Source organism: Magnetospira thiophila, from assembly GCF_054657015.1.
Window position 1 is genome coordinate 1,641,174 of the sequence record NZ_BAAHXF010000002.1, and the last position, 18,627, is coordinate 1,659,800.

General features: G+C 56.6%; 20 protein-coding genes and 1 pseudogene. 14 read left to right on the plus strand and 7 right to left on the minus strand.

All coding sequences use genetic code 11. From position 1 onward, the window contains the following. Positions 1–408: 408 nt before the first annotated feature. Positions 409–1,131, minus strand: coding sequence for an HNH endonuclease (locus ACYQ1P_RS17460; RefSeq protein ID WP_460021620.1), 723 nt, complete (start codon positions 1,129–1,131; stop codon positions 409–411). 203 nt (positions 1,132–1,334) lie between these two features. Between ACYQ1P_RS17460 and ACYQ1P_RS17465 the strand changes: the two genes are divergently transcribed. Beyond that, positions 1,335–1,919 (plus strand): recombinase family protein, encoded by a 585-nt coding sequence (locus tag ACYQ1P_RS17465; protein WP_460021621.1) that lies wholly within the window; start codon positions 1,335–1,337, stop codon positions 1,917–1,919. A gap of 1,168 nt (positions 1,920–3,087) precedes the next feature. On the opposite strand, the gene ACYQ1P_RS17470 is transcribed toward ACYQ1P_RS17465, so the two are convergent. After that, positions 3,088–4,689 carry an IS66 family transposase gene (locus ACYQ1P_RS17470; RefSeq protein WP_460021622.1) on the minus strand — a complete coding sequence of 534 codons (1,602 nt, stop codon included), beginning with the start codon at positions 4,687–4,689 and terminating at the stop codon, positions 3,088–3,090. A gap of 6 nt (positions 4,690–4,695) precedes the next feature. On the opposite strand from ACYQ1P_RS17470, the gene ACYQ1P_RS17475 reads away from it, so the two are divergent. Then, complete coding sequence (locus tag ACYQ1P_RS17475) at positions 4,696–5,115, plus strand: hypothetical protein (RefSeq protein ID WP_460021623.1); 420 nt, start codon at positions 4,696–4,698, stop codon at positions 5,113–5,115. Between the two features lie 430 nt (positions 5,116–5,545). Here the strand turns inward: ACYQ1P_RS17475 and ACYQ1P_RS17485 are convergent, their stop codons facing one another. From ACYQ1P_RS17485 to ACYQ1P_RS17505, 5 genes are all read right to left on the minus strand, one after another. Continuing rightward, positions 5,546–5,824 (minus strand): hypothetical protein, encoded by a 279-nt coding sequence (locus ACYQ1P_RS17485; protein WP_460021624.1) that lies wholly within the window; start codon positions 5,822–5,824, stop codon positions 5,546–5,548. After that, on the minus strand, positions 5,824–6,018 hold the full coding sequence (locus ACYQ1P_RS17490; protein ID WP_460021625.1) for a hypothetical protein: 195 nt from the start codon (positions 6,016–6,018) through the stop codon (positions 5,824–5,826). Before ACYQ1P_RS17490 ends, ACYQ1P_RS17485 begins: the two co-directional genes overlap by 1 nt. Positions 6,019–6,315: 297 nt before the next feature. Further along, on the minus strand, positions 6,316–6,891 hold the full coding sequence (locus ACYQ1P_RS17495; RefSeq protein WP_460021626.1) for a hypothetical protein: 576 nt from the start codon (positions 6,889–6,891) through the stop codon (positions 6,316–6,318). 209 nt (positions 6,892–7,100) lie between these two features. Then, complete coding sequence (locus ACYQ1P_RS17500) at positions 7,101–8,351, minus strand: tyrosine-type recombinase/integrase (protein WP_460021627.1); 1,251 nt, start codon at positions 8,349–8,351, stop codon at positions 7,101–7,103. 546 nt (positions 8,352–8,897) lie between these two features. Then, positions 8,898–9,843 (minus strand): IS630 family transposase gene (locus tag ACYQ1P_RS17505; RefSeq protein ID WP_460018340.1). Its coding sequence is split into 2 segments (ribosomal slippage): positions 8,898–9,503 and positions 9,505–9,843, totalling 945 coding nucleotides; the frame shifts between segments, so codons are not numbered across the junction. 100 nt (positions 9,844–9,943) lie between these two features. Between ACYQ1P_RS17505 and ACYQ1P_RS17510 the strand changes: the two genes are divergently transcribed. From ACYQ1P_RS17510 to ACYQ1P_RS17565, 12 genes and pseudogenes are all read left to right on the plus strand, one after another. Next, positions 9,944–10,297: a TraK family protein gene (locus tag ACYQ1P_RS17510; protein ID WP_460021628.1), complete on the plus strand. Its 354-nt coding sequence runs from the start codon at positions 9,944–9,946 to the stop codon at positions 10,295–10,297. Then, on the plus strand, positions 10,298–11,038 hold the full coding sequence (locus ACYQ1P_RS17515) for a P-loop NTPase family protein (protein ID WP_460018338.1): 741 nt from the start codon (positions 10,298–10,300) through the stop codon (positions 11,036–11,038). After that, positions 11,038–11,481 (plus strand): hypothetical protein, encoded by a 444-nt coding sequence (locus tag ACYQ1P_RS17520; protein ID WP_460018337.1) that lies wholly within the window; start codon positions 11,038–11,040, stop codon positions 11,479–11,481. Before ACYQ1P_RS17515 ends, ACYQ1P_RS17520 begins: the two co-directional genes overlap by 1 nt. A 12-nt stretch (positions 11,482–11,493) precedes the next feature. Continuing rightward, on the plus strand, positions 11,494–11,799 hold the full coding sequence (locus tag ACYQ1P_RS17525; protein ID WP_460018336.1) for a TrbC/VirB2 family protein: 306 nt from the start codon (positions 11,494–11,496) through the stop codon (positions 11,797–11,799). Beyond that, the gene (locus ACYQ1P_RS17530) at positions 11,796–12,092 is read left to right on the plus strand and encodes a hypothetical protein (RefSeq protein WP_460018335.1); all 297 of its coding nucleotides are present in this window, start codon (positions 11,796–11,798) and stop codon (positions 12,090–12,092) included. The genes ACYQ1P_RS17525 and ACYQ1P_RS17530 overlap by 4 nt, the downstream gene beginning before the upstream one ends. Next, entirely contained in the window at positions 12,092–14,473 is a 2,382-nt protein-coding gene (locus ACYQ1P_RS17535; RefSeq protein ID WP_460021629.1) for a VirB4 family type IV secretion system protein, read from the plus strand. The genes ACYQ1P_RS17530 and ACYQ1P_RS17535 overlap by 1 nt, the downstream gene beginning before the upstream one ends. Beyond that, a complete protein-coding gene (locus ACYQ1P_RS17540; protein ID WP_460020107.1) occupies positions 14,455–15,399 on the plus strand; it encodes a hypothetical protein in 945 nt (314 codons plus the stop codon). Before ACYQ1P_RS17535 ends, ACYQ1P_RS17540 begins: the two co-directional genes overlap by 19 nt. After that, on the plus strand, positions 15,396–16,502 hold the full coding sequence (locus ACYQ1P_RS17545) for a TrbL/VirB6 family protein (RefSeq protein ID WP_460020106.1): 1,107 nt from the start codon (positions 15,396–15,398) through the stop codon (positions 16,500–16,502). Before ACYQ1P_RS17540 ends, ACYQ1P_RS17545 begins: the two co-directional genes overlap by 4 nt. A 14-nt stretch (positions 16,503–16,516) precedes the next feature. Beyond that, a complete protein-coding gene (locus ACYQ1P_RS17550) occupies positions 16,517–16,702 on the plus strand; it encodes a hypothetical protein (protein WP_460018330.1) in 186 nt (61 codons plus the stop codon). After that, positions 16,690–17,391: a VirB8/TrbF family protein gene (locus ACYQ1P_RS17555; protein WP_460020105.1), complete on the plus strand. Its 702-nt coding sequence runs from the start codon at positions 16,690–16,692 to the stop codon at positions 17,389–17,391. The genes ACYQ1P_RS17550 and ACYQ1P_RS17555 overlap by 13 nt, the downstream gene beginning before the upstream one ends. Continuing rightward, the gene (locus ACYQ1P_RS17560) at positions 17,388–18,359 is read left to right on the plus strand and encodes a TrbG/VirB9 family P-type conjugative transfer protein (RefSeq protein WP_460020104.1); all 972 of its coding nucleotides are present in this window, start codon (positions 17,388–17,390) and stop codon (positions 18,357–18,359) included. Before ACYQ1P_RS17555 ends, ACYQ1P_RS17560 begins: the two co-directional genes overlap by 4 nt. Beyond that, positions 18,359–18,627, plus strand: a pseudogene (locus ACYQ1P_RS17565) (TrbI/VirB10 family protein); the annotation flags it as partial. The gene ACYQ1P_RS17560 and the pseudogene ACYQ1P_RS17565, both read left to right, overlap by 1 nt.

The following is an 18,627-nucleotide window of genomic DNA, read 5'->3' on the forward strand; positions in this document are numbered from 1 at the left end:
AACACATAATAAGAATATCCTATAATGGATAGTAATGGATACGAGTCATAAATTTTGTAAATAAATAATATTTTGCTTCGCATTTTCTGATTTTTTTATGTAGGGGAGGATGAAAAGAAGAAAGTTGATTAGATTTAAGAAATAGGTTAGTTTGAACACTGAAATGAAGTAGTTCCGATCTAATCTGACATCGCTCTCTTGAAGGAGGCGAGGGTTACCGGTTTTGACGACGGTTTGAACCTGACATCGAAACCATATGAAAGGTAACCCTCATGTTGCAGAATAGCGGTGCTCAACGAGGGGTTACATTACTGGTTCAGTCGCTAGCAGGAATTAGAGTGCTGATCAGAGTGATAGAAATTTCATATATGAAATTTTCGGGTCCAATTTTTGTGGGGTTCTAATAGGTTATTCGCCCGTCATTTTCCCTTTCAACTCCCCAATTGATAACCAAGGTCTTTTCCGATGTATCATTCGATGGCAATTGGAGCAGACCAGCGCCAAATCGGAAATCTTCGTCCTCTCGCCAACTCCTAGTTCGGACACGGGTTTGGTGTGATGGCATTCTATGAACCCTTCACCGTGTTCCCCATACACTTTTCCAAAGTTAAATCCACAGATTTCGCATGATAGTGATTCTTGTTCTTGGAGAATTCGACTCTTCTTCCGTTTGACAAGTTTGGTATCCCGTTCACGGTAGCGGTGGGTCCTTGTCAGTATCTGACCTTCTTCCCCTTCTTCCTCGTCATCTGAAATAACCTCTTTTGGAGGGATAAAGGTATCAGATGAAATGAACGAACGGATCGTGTCTGTGACCTTGCGTAATGCGTCAGGATCACCCGAATAGAGGTTCCAGACAACTTCTTCGTCCTTGTTACCTCGCTGAAGACCCGCGCCATCATAGTCAGGGTCAAACCGACGAAAATTCATCAGTTTCATATAAACCCCATTGGTATTTCGGAACTTGTCGGGAAGGTCACCGCCGATTTTGGTTTGGAGAAGGTTGAGGAAATTGCTCAACTCCGCAATTTCAGTTGAAGTTTTGCTGGGTATTGTTGGCGTATATCGGAGATAGAAATCCAAAGTGACAATAAGTTCGTCCCTAGACCACGGTGGATTTCTGCCCGGCATTCTTCCCTCCTTTCGAAAAAGTGAGAAACTATACCATTCATAAAACCCCTATGAAATCGTGGTTCTGAAACCCGCAGAAAACTGCGATTCCTGGACCCCGAATTTCATATATGAAAAAACATTGGTTATATGAACGAAAATGATAGAGGCACCCCTGCCTGCTGTTGCCAATGGTTAGTAACGATTTTCAAAGAGGTACTGCTGTGACGAAACGAGTTGCCATATATGCCAGAGTTTCCACCGACCATCAAACCACCGACAACCAAATCCGTGAACTGCGTGATATTGCCGACAGGAACGGATGGGAAGTCGTTGGCGAATTCATTGACGATGGAATATCTGGTGCCCAGGGACGGGACAAACGCCCCCAATTTGATGCCTTGATGAAATCTGCAGTTCGTCGGCGATTTGATTTGGTGATGTCCTGGTCCGTGGACCGTCTGGGGCGTTCGCTACAGCATCTTGTTGGGTTCTTGGACGAACTTCATTCGGTGGGAGTGGACTTGTATCTCCAGCAGCAGGCAATTGACACCACAACCCCATCAGGCAAGGCAATGTTTCAAATGTGCGGCGTCTTCGCAGAGTTTGAACGGTCTATCATCCGTGAGCGAGTGAAGAGTGGATTAGATCGCGCGAAATCCAATGGTGTCCGTCTTGGTCGTCCGCCACTGAGTGAAAATACGAAACACGATATCAAGGCAATGCGAGCAACTGGAATGTCTATGGCGAAAATCGCCAACCATCTTGGAATAAGTTCTGGTGTGGTTTGTCGTGTGGTTAATGAATAATTGTAACAAATAGAAATAAAAAGTTACCAAAAAAATCAAGAAAATGTGCGAAAAACAAGAACATGCATAACATTGTATTATAAATAGTATCACTGGACCCATTATAATAATTATTCTGGGTCTCGACAACTTGGAAGCATTTGATGCTTGGTAAGGAATTGCCACAATATTCCCACAACCCCTTGGTACTGGCAGGTAGGGCACTGTGAAAAATCCATCGAACCAAGCGGTGGCAAGGAGCATTCATTTTCGCATTATCGATCTTTCGATGATCGCTCGCTCATGAGGTTATGATCCTGGGGAAGGACGCAGTTGCCCGACGGGGATATTAAGTCGCCACTTCAACGATGGGTCCGCTGACCATGAGACGAGTTAATCTATATGGCGATATAGACAGATTATCACCCATCGGATCGATTTAGAGGTGGATGCGACTCATACAGGATTCATAAGAATCTGATGGGGGAACGACCCAAGCACGGAATGGTCGGAAAAGATTATCGTGTGGATGAGGGCAATGTGAAGAACCACAACCCTCGCACCTCCAGGACTGTGGGTCTGTTCGCACCTGGAAGTGACCGTCGCTATAAAGCGGAGAGTAAAAGGAGATAGGGTGACCCCCCTTTCCTGTAAAAAGGTTTCTCAAACAGACTGTGTTGAAAAAGCGAAGTTTCAAGTGCTTTGGGAGATACATTTTACCTCGGATAGGTAAAGTGTGTCTCCCCTACGAGTTTCAAATATTACTATTACATTATGGTAACTGATTCATTTTATGCCTCACATAAAATACTTCTTTTACCTGATATTTTAATATTAGATTATGCGAAGCATAACAACGAACGGAGTGAGTTGTTGAATGGTAACAATAAGAAAGGAATAATAAATGAAACAAAAACTGATACTAGAACTAATCAATCACTTAACCAATCCATATTCCATTATCCAAGAACCTGAATATGAACCAGTTTATATATATATCCATAACCTATTAATTAATTTATGTTTACAGGAATTATCAGATGATGACCAAAACCACTAAACCAACCAGCAAGTCTCAATTGATTTCATCGTTACATCAGACCCAGGTGGATGCTGTGGAGGTTAAAGAAGTTCAATCAAAACAGGACATTAAGAATATCATCAGTAACTGGGGCAAAAGTCCGGGCGGTCAGGCGCCGCAGCGGGCAGCGACCAATTCCGGGAGGAGCGGCACCGGCGTAGCGACGGCCGCGCCGAGGCGGGTTTCGAGGAAGTCCCAGAACGAAATACCGAGTTTGCGGCAGGTCTTGGCGAGGCCGAGGAAGGCGTCGCGGCAGTCACGTCCGGGGTCGCTGCGGGTGGTGCCGCTGACCTTGCGGCGGATGACTTGGCAGCGGATGTCGTTTTCCGATCCGTTGGTGTGGAGCGGGATTTCCGGCCGGTCGAGGACGCGCAGCAGTTCGGTCTTGTTGGCGTGAAGGCGAGCGAGCAGGCGGTCCAGCGTGGCGAAGCCGGTGCGCCGTCGGAAGAGGCGGTCGAAACGGGTCTTCAGTTCGGCCTTGCGGCGCGGGGCCGGGGCGGCGCGGTAGGCTTTGAGGTCGGCGTAGAACCACCAGATCAGGCCACGAACCTTCTCCTTGGCGGCGCGGGCCGCCTCGGTGAAGGTGTCGAGCTTGTGGACCAGCCGCTCGGCGTGGACCCAGCATAGGGCGTGCTCGCCGACATTGAACTGGCCGGCATCGTCGGAGACGATCACAGTGCCGTCGAGGAAGCCGTGGGCAGTGACGGCGCCCCACAAGGCACCCTCGGTGGCGATCGTCACCGGGGCGGGATGGACCTTGAGGGCAGCGATGCCCAGCGCACCGAGGTGGGCCTGCCACGCGGCGTGGTCGGCGAAGCGGCGCACCGGGTGCCCCGCCAGGGTGGCGATGACCGAACCGGCAAGGCGACGATGGCGCATGTAGGCGAAAGCCTGGTCGTTGAGGACATAGTCGCCGTGGCCGGCACGCAGCAGGCCGAGGAAGTTGGCCCGGCTCTTCGATCCGGTGGTGGCGAAGAAGGTGAAGGCGTCGTTGCCGATCTGGGTGCAGACGCCGTTCTTGCCCTGGTGACGGGCGCCGGTGTCGTCCACCGAGATCCAGCCGCCGTGCGTGAGGCCCGCCCGCAGCACGTCGCGGGCCTCGGCGACGAAGGCGTCGTTGGCATCGGTCAGGATGCGCACCACCTGCCGCTTGGAGATGTCCACACCGAGCATCTGCAACAACTCGACCAGGCGTGGCACCGCGGTCTGACCCTGGTGGTATTGGGCGAGGATGAAGCGCTTGATCTCGGGGCCGAAGTGGTCGCCGATCCCGGCCGGCAGCGGCGCCAGCACCGTGCGCCCGTCCGGCGTCAGCCAGCGCTCGCGGCGATAGCGCACGACCCGCGGCTCGATCTTCAGGTCCTGGATGGTGAAGTCTTCGTAGCCCTTGAACCGCGACCCCGGCGGAATGGCGGTGGCGACGACGATCCGCTCCTCGACCGGCGCCGACGGCGCCTTCGGCCCGCGCCGCCGCTTCTCTCGCCGCGACCGCTTGTCCGTCGCCTTGTCCATCCCGGACGGCGTCGATGGTGGCTTGATGTCCGGCTTGCCCTTCAGTCCTTTCAAGCGCGCGATCTCCTCGCGCAACGCCGCATTCTCCGACGACAGCCGGGCATTCTCTTCCAGCAGCCCCAGAGCCAGCGGCTTGAGCACCAACGGTGAAAACGCATCAATATCTGGGCGTGGCTTGACCATGCCCCACAGAATCATGAAACAGTGGCCGATTCAACCAATTGTGAGTCCGTCGGCCGCCGCCGCCCGGACTTTTGCCCCAGTTACTATCATCAAGGATCTTCAGGTGTTCTATGGATTAGGTTCCAAACCCGTTTCGGTGGTTTTCCTGAAAGGCAGGTCCTGATGTTGTCGTTCAAGGAGTATCTGGACATCACGGGATATGAACCAAGTGAACTGGAATTGGATGAATCACGAATGGGCAAGTCCAATTGGGTGAAATCGGTTGCTCTTGGGTTACAGGTGAGAATCAGGAACCAATCCAAGGCAATCAAATCTGCCAAGACCGTTGATGAGAAACTGGATCGCATGGGGGAATTGATGTTGTCGGTATCCTATTTGTCCACCTTGTCCATCGCCACGGATCTTGGTGACAAGACGATCATGAAAGGGAAGATGAGATGAGTAGATTCAGTGAAACGATGATTTTTCGGTGTGATCCAATTTTGAGGGAGGAATTGGATAGGACTGCTGATGCTATGAATATGAGTTCATCGGCAGCGATGAGGGTTGCTCTTCAATCGTTCGTTCGTAAGCACATGACGAAGTTGGATGCGGCAATGGTGGATAAGGATGCTATGTGGTGAGCGGCGTAGGTGACGCACCTCCTCGCCTGCACATCAAATGTGGTTACATGAAACTTCGGCATAAACTGTAGTAATCGCGACCTTATCCCACCGCATCGCTTCCACCTTGTTGATGTGCTTCCGTATGAACGACTGAAGAGCAATTCTCATTGCTGCGGATGAACTCATATTCATCGCATCAGCAGTCCTGTCCAGTTCCTCCCTCAAAAACGGTTCACACCGAAACACCATAAACTCCGTAAATCTACTCATCTCTTTTTCCCTTTCATAATTGATTTGTCCCCAAGGTCCGTTGCGATGGACAAGGTGGACAAATAGGATACCGACAACATCAGGTCGCCCATGCGGTCTAATTTCTCATCAACCGTTTTGGCGGATTTGATTGCCTTGAGTTGGTTCCTGATTCTCACCTGCAACCCAATGGCAACAGATTTCACCCAATTGGATTTACCCATTCGCGATTCATCCAATTCCAGGTGACCTGACTCGTAACCAGTGATCTCCAGATACTCCTTGAATGACAACATCAGGATCTCCCTTTCAGGAAAACCACCGATACCGGTTTTGATCCTGAACCATAGAACACCTGAATATCCTTGATGATGTTTTTAATATTCTTTTTTGATTGAACTTCTTTAACCTCCACAGCATCCACCTGGGTCTGATGTAACGATGAAATCAATTGAGACTTGCTGGTCGGTTTAGTGGTCTTGGTCAGCATTTGATAATTCCTGTAAACATAAGTTTATTAATTGGTTTTCTAAATATGTATAAACTATATCATATTCCGGTTCATGAATAATAGAATATGGATTTGTTATATGGTTAAGAAATATTAATATTGTTTCTTGTGATTTATTCATAATTTGTTACCTATTTGTTATTGTTTATATTATCATTAATGTTTTATATACAAAAATCCTTTACACCTCGTATAAAGTTGTTGTTGTGTTTCTTGATATTATTAATCAACTGGGCGATGCCGCAGGTTCTTTCAGTATTATGCACCGAAATGTTTTTAAATTGGTAATTTGTTTGGGTGGAATTGTGAATGATCAATGATATTATTCCAGTTCCACTCCTTACCTCCCTGCTTAATGGAGTAATGAATTGGTTTAACACTCGATATCCTCCTTATTTCTAATCCTTTGTTTCCATATGCTCTTGCGGGTGATCCAGTATTTTCAATCATCAACTTGTTCCATACGTCATTACCTTTGCTTTCAAGGAGATCCCAATGCTGGCAATCAACCTTGTAGATTGCATGGTAATGGAGGGGGACAGTATCGCCATTTTCGCCGGTGATTTCTGGTACAGCAACAAAACGCATTCTTTGAGTGAAGGGCTTTGATGATGCTTTTCCCCCCAAGAATCGTCGGTCCATTCGCCAAGTCCATTCACCGATTAGTTCACTTGCAAATGTCGTATCAGTACGATTAAATGGCGTGGATACACCCTGCGCGTTGATTAATGTGCCGAATGTGAATGTAATGAAATGTGTGCCATTTCCATCAATTAGGTGTTGCCGCTGTACCTGTTGAATGGATTTATTGTTTTGAAATTTCTGATTTCCTCTAAATGAATATAGTGCCATTTTTTTCCTCTCTGTAATACTATTTATAAAAAAGAAGTTTTGAGAGATCAAAAAATAACCTACATTTTATTGTCATTTTGTGCCTTATTTTGAAATATCATTTCTTTTTTTATTTATTACATGGCAAACGGCACCAGAACTTATTCCAAGATGGTTGGCGATTTTCGCCATAGACATTCCAGTTGCCCGCATTGCTATGAATTCGCAGTTCAACGAGTGAGTTGATCTGACACATCCCAATCAATTATGCCCTTGAGAATCTGATCCCGATTTTTCACGGCGTCAACGTGACCGTAATGGTCCTGAATCATTTGGACGCTTGTTCCCATTTGTTCCGACAACATATACACATCAACTCCTCGTGCTAATGCGTTCACCGCATAAGTATGCCGGAACGAGTAGGTTGACCTTGGTTTTCCCGACGAAGAATACAAAACTCCAGCGTCAACCATCATCTTCCTAATGGTTCTTCCATATAACGTTTTGCTGCGAGCGCCTGAGATTGTGGTGAAGATATAATCGTCCGGGGCAGCGGCGTTGCTGATCTCGCGGATTCTCTGGAAATACGACCATGTCTTCTCAGTTGCCACAGCGTTCCGTCGTTTGTTTTTTCCCCAGACCGACATCACAACATACTTGCGCTCATTAGAGCGGTCGGTTTTCAGAGCAATATCTTTCCACCTAAGATTTGCCGCTTCAGTCCTTCGCAACCCCGTGTTCACCATGATGAGAATAAAATTGTAGATGACCTGACGACACCACCGTTCAGACGCTTTTTTCGCTTTCTTAGCGGATGCGTTCACATGGCGGTGGAGTTTGTTATATTCTGCAGAAGAAAACTCTTCGCGTTGCGCCTTTCCAACGATCAGTTTCCAGCGAGATATATCAACCCCTGAAACATATCGTTTTTCCGCCGCGAACCGCATAATCGCTCGGAAAGTTTGAGATTCATCTCGGATTGTGCCATCGCTCACACTTCCTCCGCGAACACCCTTGCCATTTCTATGTCGCCAAGGTTCGTATCCGTTCCAATCATCAAATGAAATAGAAGATATATTTTTGTCTCCAACATATTTGCTTAGTTGCGTTTTGATGTGACTCGCCATCACACGCCAACGATGATGCGAGATCCCCGCTGATCGCTGGTTTCCCCTCGCCTCAGGCGATTTAATTCGCTGTTTCTGGAATACCAAAAACTCTTGAGCAACGTCGCTAAACTTCCTGTCAAAAACAGGGATATCGTGGGTTATCTTCAACCTTGTTTCGGCATCAAGTTTAAGCGCAAGATCTCTCGCTTCGTGTTCGGTGGAAACTTTGAGGGATGTGGTCTTGTAACGACCCAGTTCAGGTATCCTCTGGCGGCAGTACCAGCGGACATGTTTCACGTCGGTTCGCCGAAATATGACCAACCCAGGTTTCAGTTCAACAGTGTCCCGCATAAACGACACGATGCCCGCCAAATCTGTGTATCTTCTGTGTATTTTTACCAGATAAGTGGTTGACTTACAAGACCTGTGTATGTTCTGTGTATGCAGTTTTATATAATTTTTTCATTAAATATCAATAAGTTATTAAGATGGCGTTACAACGTAGATGTACTGGTAACTGGCCATGGTCGAGTCCTTGAAACTGCGGATCGGGAATGCTGCCCGCTTTGTACGGCAGGGCGCGGCGCAGAGCAAGCACCGGGAGCCCCCCCGGACCCGATGGCATTTGTCGACGCAGGTATCCGTCAGGTCGCTCGGGTAGCGAAGTCGGCTGCGGTCATAGCCGCCGCGATGTATGGGTGAAAATATGGGTAAAGGCCAAATCGCCAAATAATTTTATTATTTATCAATTAGATAGATAATAAAATTGGCGGAGAGACCTCACCCGGTTGATCCAGATTCGATCCCCTTAGATTCCACAGAGCAATATACAGCCTTTTTCAAGGCTGTAAATGCAACATGTGGGATCGAAAGGGCGCAACATGCGCTGGGGCGACGGCAAGCTAGAGCGGGATGAATTTAGGTTGGTCCATATCCGGCGTTTCTGACGAGGTTGGCGCATTCCTGCGGCGGGAAGGCATCGAGTAGCCTTCCGATGGCCTCGCAGAGCGCATCGACGGTGCGCGCGGCCTCCTTGCGCAGCAGATGCTTGAGTTTGGCAAAGACCTGCTCGATGGGGTTCAGGTCGGGGGAGTATTTCGGCAGGAAGAACAGCTTGGCACCCGCGCCTCGGATGAGGCGGCGGATGGCTTCGCCCTTGTGGCTGCCGAGATTGTCCATGACCACGATATCGCCGGGCTTGAGGGTGGGGATGAGCACCTTCTCGACATAGACCCGGAAGCGTTCGCCATTGATCGGCCCGTCGAGAACCCAGGGCGCCTCAATGCGGTCGTGGCGGAGCGCGGCGAGGAAGGTCATGGTTTTCCAGTGGCCATACGGCACCTTGGCGTCGAGCCTTTGGCCGACCGGCGCCCATCCCCGGAGCGGCGCCATGTTGGTCTTGGTCCAGGTTTCGTCGATGAAGACTAGGCGATCAATGGCCACCCGGTCCTGATACGCCTTCCACTGTTCACGCTTACGCGCCACGTCGGGCCGATCCTGTTCCCTGGGAAGGACGCTTTTTTTTGAAACTCAGTTTTTCGGCATGCACGAATTCCCAGACGCTGCGGTAGTCGACCATCACCTTGCGCTCGGCCAGTTCCGCCACCAACCCACGCAACGTGAAGTCCTTCTCCTTGCACCGCTGGATAAGCCAATCACGGTGTTCTCCTCGGATTGTCTTCGGCCGGTTCCCTCCCATCTTGTCGGGCGCAACACTGCCCGTCTCGCGGAAACGGGTCACCCAGCGGATGACCGAACTGACACCAACGGCAAACCGCGCCGCGGCCTGGTGCCGAGAGAGGCCGCCTTCCTCAACGGCGGCGACCACACGCTCGCGGAGATCGTTCGAATAGGGTTTCGTCATCCATACTGGCCTCCTTTTCCAGCCAGTATGTTGAATCAGAATTGCGAGACTTTGGGAATCCCCTTTCGATTCACTCCGGCTTCATCCCGCTCTAGAGGTCTTGGCACTGCGAGGAGAAATCCTTTCGCTGCTCGAATCAGGCCATACGGTAAAACGCATTCATGAGATTTTGACCGACGCAGGTCGCATTAAAATCAAACAACGTGCGTTTTATCAGCACGTCAACACCCTGCGCAGCGAAGCGGCGCGGGAGAAGGCCGGTCAGGCCGTACCTGTGCGCACTGCTCCCCTTGCCCGCCCTCACAAGAACGTTCCCGCTACGACGGCCCCGCCGGTTCCTCCGGTCGGGCTGCCGTCGCGTGTGACCTTCAATCGACAAGCCACGCCAGACCTGATCGCCAGGATCTGGGATGGCGACACGGGGGAACCCAACGACAGCGATGGAGAAGACTGAATGGCACAGATCAACCTGATGCTCCAAGGCAAGGGCGGCGTGGGCAAGTCCTTCGTCGCCGGGCTCTTGGCCCAATACCACATGGAACGCGGCGCAGTGCCCTTGTGCTTCGACACCGATCCGGTGAACGCCACATTTGCCGGGTTCCCGGCCTATAACGTGGAACGGGTGCGGCTCGGCGAAACGGCGGACGAGGTGAACCCGCGCTGCTTCGATGGGCTGTTGGAGAAGATCGTCGAGGCCTCGGAAGAGGCCGTGGTGGTGGTGGACAACGGCGCGGCGACCTTTCTGCCCTTCGTTTCTTATGCGGCGGAGAATGCCGCCCTGGAGATCCTGACCGAGGCAGGGCACGAAGTGCGCATTCACAGCGTGCTGACCGGCGGGCAAGCCTTCGACGACACCCTGCTCGGCCTGTCGCAGGTTCTGGAGCGCTTTCCCTCGGCTCCCATCGTCGTCTGGCTGAACGAATACTTCGGGCGGGTCGAGAAGCGCAGCGGCGGCAAGACGGTCAGCTTCGAAGAATCCGGCCTCTACCGCAAGAACATGGCGCGCATCATCGCCCTGGTTCGGCTGCCGGAGCTGCGCCGCGAGACCTTCGGCTTCGATATCGAGACCATGCTGAAGGCCCGGCTCGGTTTTGCCGAAGCCATGACCAGCGGGGACTTCAACCTGATGGCCCGGCAACGGCTGCGCATGGTCTGGGGCGCGGTGCGTGAGGCCATGGACAAGGCGCAGCTCTGATGGACCTGCCCGCACCCCGAACCGAAGCGATCACACCGCCGGAGAACGCCTCCCTGGAGGAGCTGCGGGAATACCTGTGGCGCGTCCATCGGGTGACGGTCGGGGCGGACGATCCGATCCTTTTGCTGCACAGCCTGCACCGGGCCTTTCTGGCCGATACGGAGCGGCTGCTGGCGCGGCACGGGGAGGTATTGCAGGCGTCCGTGGCCACGGCGGCCCGGGGGTTCTCGGCGGAGATCCTGGGCTCCATTGAGGCGTTCCGCGACAAGGCCCTGACCGCCGGATTGGAAAACCGTCTCGAACAGATGACTGCTCAGGTCCGCCTGGCCGACCGCATCCGGGGACGGCTGCGCAGCGCCTTGTTGCTGCTGAGCGTCCTCACCCTGATCAACGTCGGCGCGGTGGCCCTGGCGTTGGCCGTTCTTCTTCACATTCTGCGATAAGGAACACGATCCATGAGCACCAACCTTTTGTTCAAATCCCTGCTCGTTCTGCTGGCCGCCGCTGCGCTGGCCGATCCGGCCCTGGCGGCGGGTTCCGCCGATTGGGTGGCCCCGGCAACCAACCTCATCGAGAGCCTGGAAAGCGGGCTGGTCAAGATGGGCTCGGCGGCGGTCGGGGTCGGGGTGATCATCGTCGGCCTGGTGGCCTGCATCACCAGCCGCATGGAATGGTCCAAGTTCGGCTATGTGGTGATCGGCGGTCTGTTGATCATGACCGGTCCGGCGGCCCTGCGCGCCCTGCTGGAGACGGCGCAATGAAGGCGCAGAGCGTCATCCTGCGGGGGGTACAGATGCCGCTGACCCAGTTCGGCGTGCCCCCGGAGATGTTCATCCTGGTTGTCACGGCGACGACCATCGCCTTCGGGGTGTTTGTCGCCGTCGATCTGATCGGTCTGGCGCTGATCGGGGCCATGGCCGTCGGGGCCGTCAGTTGGGTGCTGCCGTTCAAGGCGAACCGCACCGATCCGCACTTCGCCACCCTGCTTTTCCGGGGTCAGCGCTTCTGGCGCGGTCGCCCGCATCGGGTGTTGATCTCTGGAGCGCCCCGCTGATGTGGGGGTCGCTGCTCTTCACCGGCACCTCGGCCCTGCTGGCGGGCGGTCTGGTAGTGCCCGCTGCCCGGCGGCTGATGCTCGGCGCGGTCGATCACGACTGGCTGGCCGACGAGCTGGAGCTGGACAGCATCGAGCCGGATGGCCTGACCGTGCGGCTGAAGGACGGGGTTTTGTTCCGGGTCTTTCGTCTGCGCGGTTCCAACTTCAATGCCAAGGTGGAGACGCAGCAGGTGCAGATGCTCAAGGGTCGGGCGGCGCTGTTGCATCTGCTCGGCGAACTGGGGCTGACGATCCGACTGTTCGGGGTCAAGCGGCGACGGGAACTGAGATTCGAGGCCCGTTGGCCATCCCCGGCCCTGGCCGAGATCGGCGCGGCGGAACGGGGGCTGTTCCAGTCCTCCTATCACATCGAATGGTATCTGGTGCTGTCGGCGCGCAGTCTGCGCCCCCTGCACGAGGGGCAGGGCAAGGTGATGGCCATGGGGATGGACTATGCCCCCCGGGTGCTCGGTCTGGCCGAAGATCCGGACGCGCCCTGTGAACTGACCGGGTTCCTCAACTTTCTGGTCAGCGGCGACCTGCGCCAGGATCTGCCCGCCGTCTCCAGGGCGATCTCCGGCAACCTGCCTGCCGCCGATCTGTCCATCGACCGGCGGAGCGGCCTGATCACGGCCCGCCTGCCGTCGCGTCAACTGCATCGGGTGATGGCCGTACGCCAATGGCCGGAGGCGGTCTCCGGACGACTGGTCGGCGAACTGCTGGCTCTGCATGGGGATGTGGAGGTGGCGCAGCTCTGCGAGCCCTGGGGACGCGAGGAAGCGCTGATGCTGCTCAAGCGCAAGAAGCAGGCGCAAGAGACCGGGCTGATCGGCAATCCGGCGGTAGCGGCGGAATGCGAGGCGACCATGCAGTTGCTGGCCGAAGGTCATACGACCCTGTTCCATACCCAGTTCCAGATCATTTTGCGGGCTCCCGACGAAGCGGCCCTGGACGCTCTCACCGAGGCGGCGGGCGAACGGCTCGGCAAGCGCCGGGTGCTCTATAGCGTCGAGACCGAGGCGGCGGCGCTGTGCTGGTTCGACCGGCTGCCGCGCCGGACCTCGCGGCGACCGGGGATGAGTTCCCTGCTGCGCCCGCTGACCCTGCGCGAGGAAAACATCGCCGCCTTGTGGGCCTTTCCCCATTCGGCCACCGGCATGACCGAGGGGCCGTATGGGGCGGCACCGGTGCGCCTGTTCCGCACCCCTTCGGGGCAGGCTTATGCCCTGCAACTGCATGTCTCGGAGAAGCCGAAGTCGCGCGGCAACTATCTGGTCTTCGCGCCCACCGGCGGCGGCAAGTCCACCTTGATGATGCATATCTTGGGCGGCCTGGCGAAGTTCGAGGGGGTGCGTTCCTACATCTTCGATTCCAAGGAGGGGGCCCGGTTCATGGTCGAGGCCCTGGGCGGTGTCTATCAGGGCTATGACGACCTGGCGCTGAACCCGCTCGACGTGGGGGAGGATACGCCGACCAACCGGCATCGCATCTATTCCATCCTCAAGGCCATGGTCGCGGGAAGGGGCGAGGGGGACGACGACGACGCGGCTTTTGCCCATGCGGTGGAACTGGCCTTCACCGTGCAGCCGCCGGAACGCAGTCTCAACACCATCTATCCCTTCGCCTTCGAGAAGCAAACGGCGTTGCGCAAAGCCTTTGCCCGCTGGGTGGTGGACGAGAAAGGCAACCGGGGCCTGAACAGCCACATATTCAATGCCCCGCACGACAGTCTGGGCGGCTTCCTTGATCGCTCTCACATGGTCGGCATCAACATGAACGAGGCGCTAGACGATCCGGTGGTCGGTCCGCCGGTGGTGGCGCATATCGCCTCGGCCATCTATCGGGCGGCAGGCCATGCCAAGGGCTTCACCATCTTTATCGACGAGGCGGCGAAGCTGTTGCAGAACGACGGCTTCCGCAATCTGGCCATGGAGATGTTCCGCGAGTACCGCAAGCTCAACGGCTCGGTCGGTCTGGCCTTCCAGGACCCGGCGGCCTTGTTCAAGTCGCCGGGGGCAGACGCCTTCATCGAGAACACCTCGACCTTTTTGTTCCTGCCCAACAGTCAGGCCAGCGAAGCCTCGTTGCGCCCATTCAAGCTGAACGACGAACAGATCGCCTTCGTCTGCGGCGATGGGGAAGAGCGGCGTCCGGGCGAGCGGCGGGCCTTGGTGATCAAGCGTGACGCGGCCAGTGGCTTCGACGAGAGCGCCATCATCGACGTGGACCTGCGGCCCCTGGGCGCGGCGCTGCGCTTCTATCAGGCCGGACCGGACGCCAACCGGCGACTGGCGGCCCTTCAGGCACAATGGGGGGCGGCATGGCCGGATCATCTGTGACCCACTGGACCCTGAAGCGGGACCTGGCCTTGGTCGGTCTGCGCCGCAAGGGCAAGAGCAACCGGGAGATCGCGCTCAAGCTCAAGATCGCCCCCGCGACGGTGAGCCATCGGTTGTCCTTCCTCGGGGTGAGGGGCTGGGACGACGGCTACTTCGAGCTGCTGGTGGAATGGATCGGAGAAGTTGAACGACGGGCAAAAAAGACCCTGCCGCTACTGTTGCTGCTCGCCGTCGCCAGTCCGGCGCGGGCTGAATATCCGGTCATCGACACCACGGCCATCGGCAAGCTGACCGACCAGCTGAGCAAAATGCAGCAGCAGATCGACAAGCTCACCGAGCTGTCGAAGAAGGCTCAGGAACAGCTCAACGCCCTCGGCAAGATGGGACAGATCACCCTGCCGCTGATCAATCTGGCCAAGGTCGGGCGCGACCTGCGGCAGGATGCCCAATGTCTGGTGCCCGATCTGAGCAAGCTCATGCCCTCGGTCGAGTTTGAGGACATGGACTTCACCTCCATCTGCGAGGCCGGAGACGCCTATCGGCAAACCCTGTGGATTGATCCCAAGACGATCACCGCCAAACCCTGGGAGGACCAGGAAAAGGCGCGCAAGGCGGTGGAGGTGCGGCGCGACAACATGATCGTTGATGCGGCCTCCAAGGGCCTGGGTCAGGGCGACGTGGCAGCGCAAGGAGCGGAAGCCCTGAACAAGGCGGCGGGCGAACTGGAGACGGCGGCCGACGCGGCCAAGGATCAGAATGACCGGCTGGCGGTCATCGCCAAGGGGCAGGTGCTGATGGCCCGGGCCATGGCGCAACAGACGCAGATCCTGGCGCAGTTGCTGAAGGTGCAGTCGGCCTACGTGATGAAAGCCGGGGTGCCGCTGGACAGCCGTTTGGCCGGGGACGGAGAGGAGAAGGACGAATGAGAGCCATAGATTGCTTCACCTGCGAGATCGTCACCGAATACGTCAATCTGGCCAATCAATTCACGCAGGATTTGAGTGCGGTTCTGGTCGATCCGATGCAATTGCTCTTTCTGTCGTTGGTCGGTCTGTGGGTGGTGATTCACGGTCTCAAGATGATCCTCGGGCAGGCCGATCTCGCAGCCTTTGGTAAGGAGTTCGTCTTCGTATTTATAGCATGGATTTTGCTGACGGGCCAGGGTCCGGGGCTGGTCAACAACATCTATCAGGCCTCTTTGTCGGTGATGGGATCGGCCGCGAGCGTCGCCCTGTCGGTCGGCGAAGCGGGGCAATCCTCAGTGCAACCGAGTGGCCTTGCAGGCATGACGGCCCTGGTGGAGAAAGCCGAGACCGGGATCATGCAGGTGCTCGGCCTGGCCGGTCAACTGGCCCGCAAGACCTCGCTCACCAACACCCTGCCGATCTTCTATGCCATCGCGCTGGTCGTTCCGTACTTCCTGCTGCTCATCGTCTACTTCAGCCAGGTGGTGGTGTCGATCTTCCGGATCATGATGCTGGCCACCTTCAGTCCCTATCTGATGCTGGGCTTTGGCTTCGGCTGGGGGCGCGGCATGGCGGTCAGCGGCATGCGTACTTTGATCTCGTCGTTCATGGTCCTGTTTGCATCGACCGCCGCCCTGGCCGTGGTCATGTACGGCACGACGGCACTCAATGTCGGCGATCCGGTCACCTTCGACCAGGAAGACCTGTCGATGAACAACACGGCGTTGCTGCTGGCCATGGCCCTGGGCTGGATGGGCACCGCCTTTATGACCGAAGCCACCGGCCTCGCCAACTCCATCTCCGGATCGGCCCTCACCAACACGGCGGCAGGAGTCCTGACGGCGGGGATCGCTGGCACGGCCTTCTCGTTCGCCAAGAAGGGCCTCGTCGCCATGCCGGGCGGACCTGCGGCGATGGTTCTCGGGAAGGCGGCCAGTGGTGCCGCTCAGGCCACCGGCTGGACCGCCGGGGCCGCAAGCCATCCCATCGCGGCCTTTGAGCAGGTCTCGACCCGCGCCGCTGAAATCTTGAACCGGGTCCGCAACATCAACGCAAAGCCATGAAGGAGTTGACCGTCATGAGGAATGTTCTGCTGGTGCTTTTGCTGCTGCTCCTGGCCGTCGTTGGATTGGGCGGCTGTGCCGTCACCCCACAGGTGGAAATGCCGACCAACGAGGGTTCCGGGGCCGACGAGATGCGCCAAAGCCCTTGTGCCTGCCTGCCCCTCCAGTTCGACGGAAGAGGCTTCAAATGGATGAGTTGACCCCCCTGGACGAGAACCGGACGGTGAGCCATGCGGCGGTGTTCCGGGCCGATCCGTACAGCTTCGGGGTGGCCCATCGGCGTCTGGCCTGGCTGCTGCGCCTGAGCGTGGCGATGAACGTCGCGCTGCTGGGCGGGTTGTCGGTGACGGTCAGCGCCTTCGCCCATCTGTTGCCCTTGAAGACCACCGAGATTGCCCTGGTGCGCACCGATCCGGACGACAACCGGTTGTACCGCATCGAGCCGGTGGAACGAACGGTGCAGGGGCTGGACGTGCTGCTGGAGAACATGGCCCGGCGCTATGTGCGGATGCTGCTGGAGATCGACACGGTGACCCAGACGGAGCGCTTTCGTCAGGCCTTCACCATGACCGACCGGGCGTTCTACGAGCGCTTCCGCCGCGAGCGTATCGACAGCGGCGCGGTGCAGGATGCCCTCGACGCCCGGCTGACCCGTTCGATCACCGTGGAAAGCCTGGACCGCATCGATTCCTTCGGCGGCACCTACAAGTATGCGGTGGACCTGGTGCAGACCGACCACAAGGACGGGGCGGAGATCGAGCGCAAGAAGCTGCGGGCCTATCTGAACCTGACCCTGCGTCCGCAGACCGTGCGCGCGGCGGACAAATACGAAAACCCTCTGGGCATCACCGTGCTCGACCTGGTTCTCAAGGAAAGGGCCAACTCATGAATAATATTGTATTCAGTCGGCGCAACGGAACGGCCCTTCTTCTTTTACTGTCGTTGACCCCCCTGACCTCCGCCGTGGCGCAGACGCCGTTCCCCAACGGCGGGCCACAGCGTCCGGTGCCGGAGTCCGCTGTGGCGCAAGCCAAGCGGCAAGCCGACGGGGACTATGGCGAGCTGCTGCGGTTGAGCGTCGGCGGTCAGATCCAGGCGGCCTGGGACCGGGCCGACGAGACCGCCGGGGTCTATCGCACCCTGGTCTGTGCCGACTGTACTTATAGGGTGCGGTTGCGCGAACGCATGGTGACGGTGATCGAACTGCCGGAGGGTGAGAAGATCGAACGTGCCGACCTGGGCGATCCGGCGGCGTTCAAGGTCACCCTGCGCGGCCCGCGTCGTCTGTCGGTGATGCCCGCCGGGTTCGGCCTGGACAGCAACATGGTGGTGCATGGCCGTTCCGGCGCGTTGTATCCCTTCTATCTGCGGGCCGAAGGGTTCAATGCCGATACCCTGCCCGATCTGGTGGTGCGCATCGAGGGGGCGGTCGATGCGCCGCCGATCATCGCCCCGGCAGGCAAAACCGATATTCAAACCCTGGAGCTGCCGCCCCCAGGCACATCGGCGGCCTCAGATCTGTCCGATACCCCGGCGGAACCGCTGCCCGACGACTTTGTGGAGACGGTGCCCTTCGATCCGGACAAGCTGCGCGGTTGGGGCGATTACGAACTCTCGGGCAGTGACGATCTGAAGCCGGAGACGGTGTTCCGGGACGATGTGTTCACCTACGTCCGTTTCGGGGAACGCTGGCGGGATCTGGAACTGCCCACCGCCTATGTGGTGGTGGACGGGCTGGACGAACTGGTCAACACCCGGGTTCGGGGGACCACCTACATTATCGAGAGCACCCAGCCGCTGATCACCCTCAAGTCCGGCACCCGGTTCCTGTGCATTCGTTATAGCGGAGGGGCGTGATGGGTTTGTTCTGCGAAGCGGCCCTGGCCCTCGGCCTGACCCTCGGTGGCCTGTGCCAGACGGCGACGGTGGAAGGCGCGCCGCCGTTGCCCGATGGCGACGAGGCGGCCTGGACCTTCAATGCCCCACCGCCGCCGCCGGTGCCGCAGCCGCAAAAGCCGCCCGCCTTCCCGCCGGTGGTGCTCACCCGGGTGATCAACAATGCGGCCCCGCCACCGCCTCCGGCCCCGATCCCGCGTCCGCTGGTCGTCGCGCCGCGTCCCGATCC

Coding starts and splice junctions, on each gene's coding strand:
- ACYQ1P_RS17460 (WP_460021620.1), bottom strand. CDS start 1,131: ATGCCGGGCAGAAATCCACCGTGGTCTAGGGACGAACTTATTGTCACT.
- ACYQ1P_RS17470 (WP_460021622.1), bottom strand. CDS start 4,689: ATGATTCTGTGGGGCATGGTCAAGCCACGCCCAGATATTGATGCGTTT.
- ACYQ1P_RS17485 (WP_460021624.1), bottom strand. CDS start 5,824: ATGTTGTCATTCAAGGAGTATCTGGAGATCACTGGTTACGAGTCAGGT.
- ACYQ1P_RS17490 (WP_460021625.1), bottom strand. CDS start 6,018: ATGCTGACCAAGACCACTAAACCGACCAGCAAGTCTCAATTGATTTCA.
- ACYQ1P_RS17495 (WP_460021626.1), bottom strand. CDS start 6,891: ATGGCACTATATTCATTTAGAGGAAATCAGAAATTTCAAAACAATAAA.
- ACYQ1P_RS17515 (WP_460018338.1), top strand. CDS start 10,298: ATGGCACAGATCAACCTGATGCTCCAAGGCAAGGGCGGCGTGGGCAAG.
- ACYQ1P_RS17520 (WP_460018337.1), top strand. CDS start 11,038: ATGGACCTGCCCGCACCCCGAACCGAAGCGATCACACCGCCGGAGAAC.
- ACYQ1P_RS17525 (WP_460018336.1), top strand. CDS start 11,494: ATGAGCACCAACCTTTTGTTCAAATCCCTGCTCGTTCTGCTGGCCGCC.
- ACYQ1P_RS17530 (WP_460018335.1), top strand. CDS start 11,796: ATGAAGGCGCAGAGCGTCATCCTGCGGGGGGTACAGATGCCGCTGACC.
- ACYQ1P_RS17535 (WP_460021629.1), top strand. CDS start 12,092: ATGTGGGGGTCGCTGCTCTTCACCGGCACCTCGGCCCTGCTGGCGGGC.
- ACYQ1P_RS17540 (WP_460020107.1), top strand. CDS start 14,455: ATGGCCGGATCATCTGTGACCCACTGGACCCTGAAGCGGGACCTGGCC.
- ACYQ1P_RS17545 (WP_460020106.1), top strand. CDS start 15,396: ATGAGAGCCATAGATTGCTTCACCTGCGAGATCGTCACCGAATACGTC.
- ACYQ1P_RS17550 (WP_460018330.1), top strand. CDS start 16,517: ATGAGGAATGTTCTGCTGGTGCTTTTGCTGCTGCTCCTGGCCGTCGTT.
- ACYQ1P_RS17555 (WP_460020105.1), top strand. CDS start 16,690: ATGGATGAGTTGACCCCCCTGGACGAGAACCGGACGGTGAGCCATGCG.
- ACYQ1P_RS17560 (WP_460020104.1), top strand. CDS start 17,388: ATGAATAATATTGTATTCAGTCGGCGCAACGGAACGGCCCTTCTTCTT.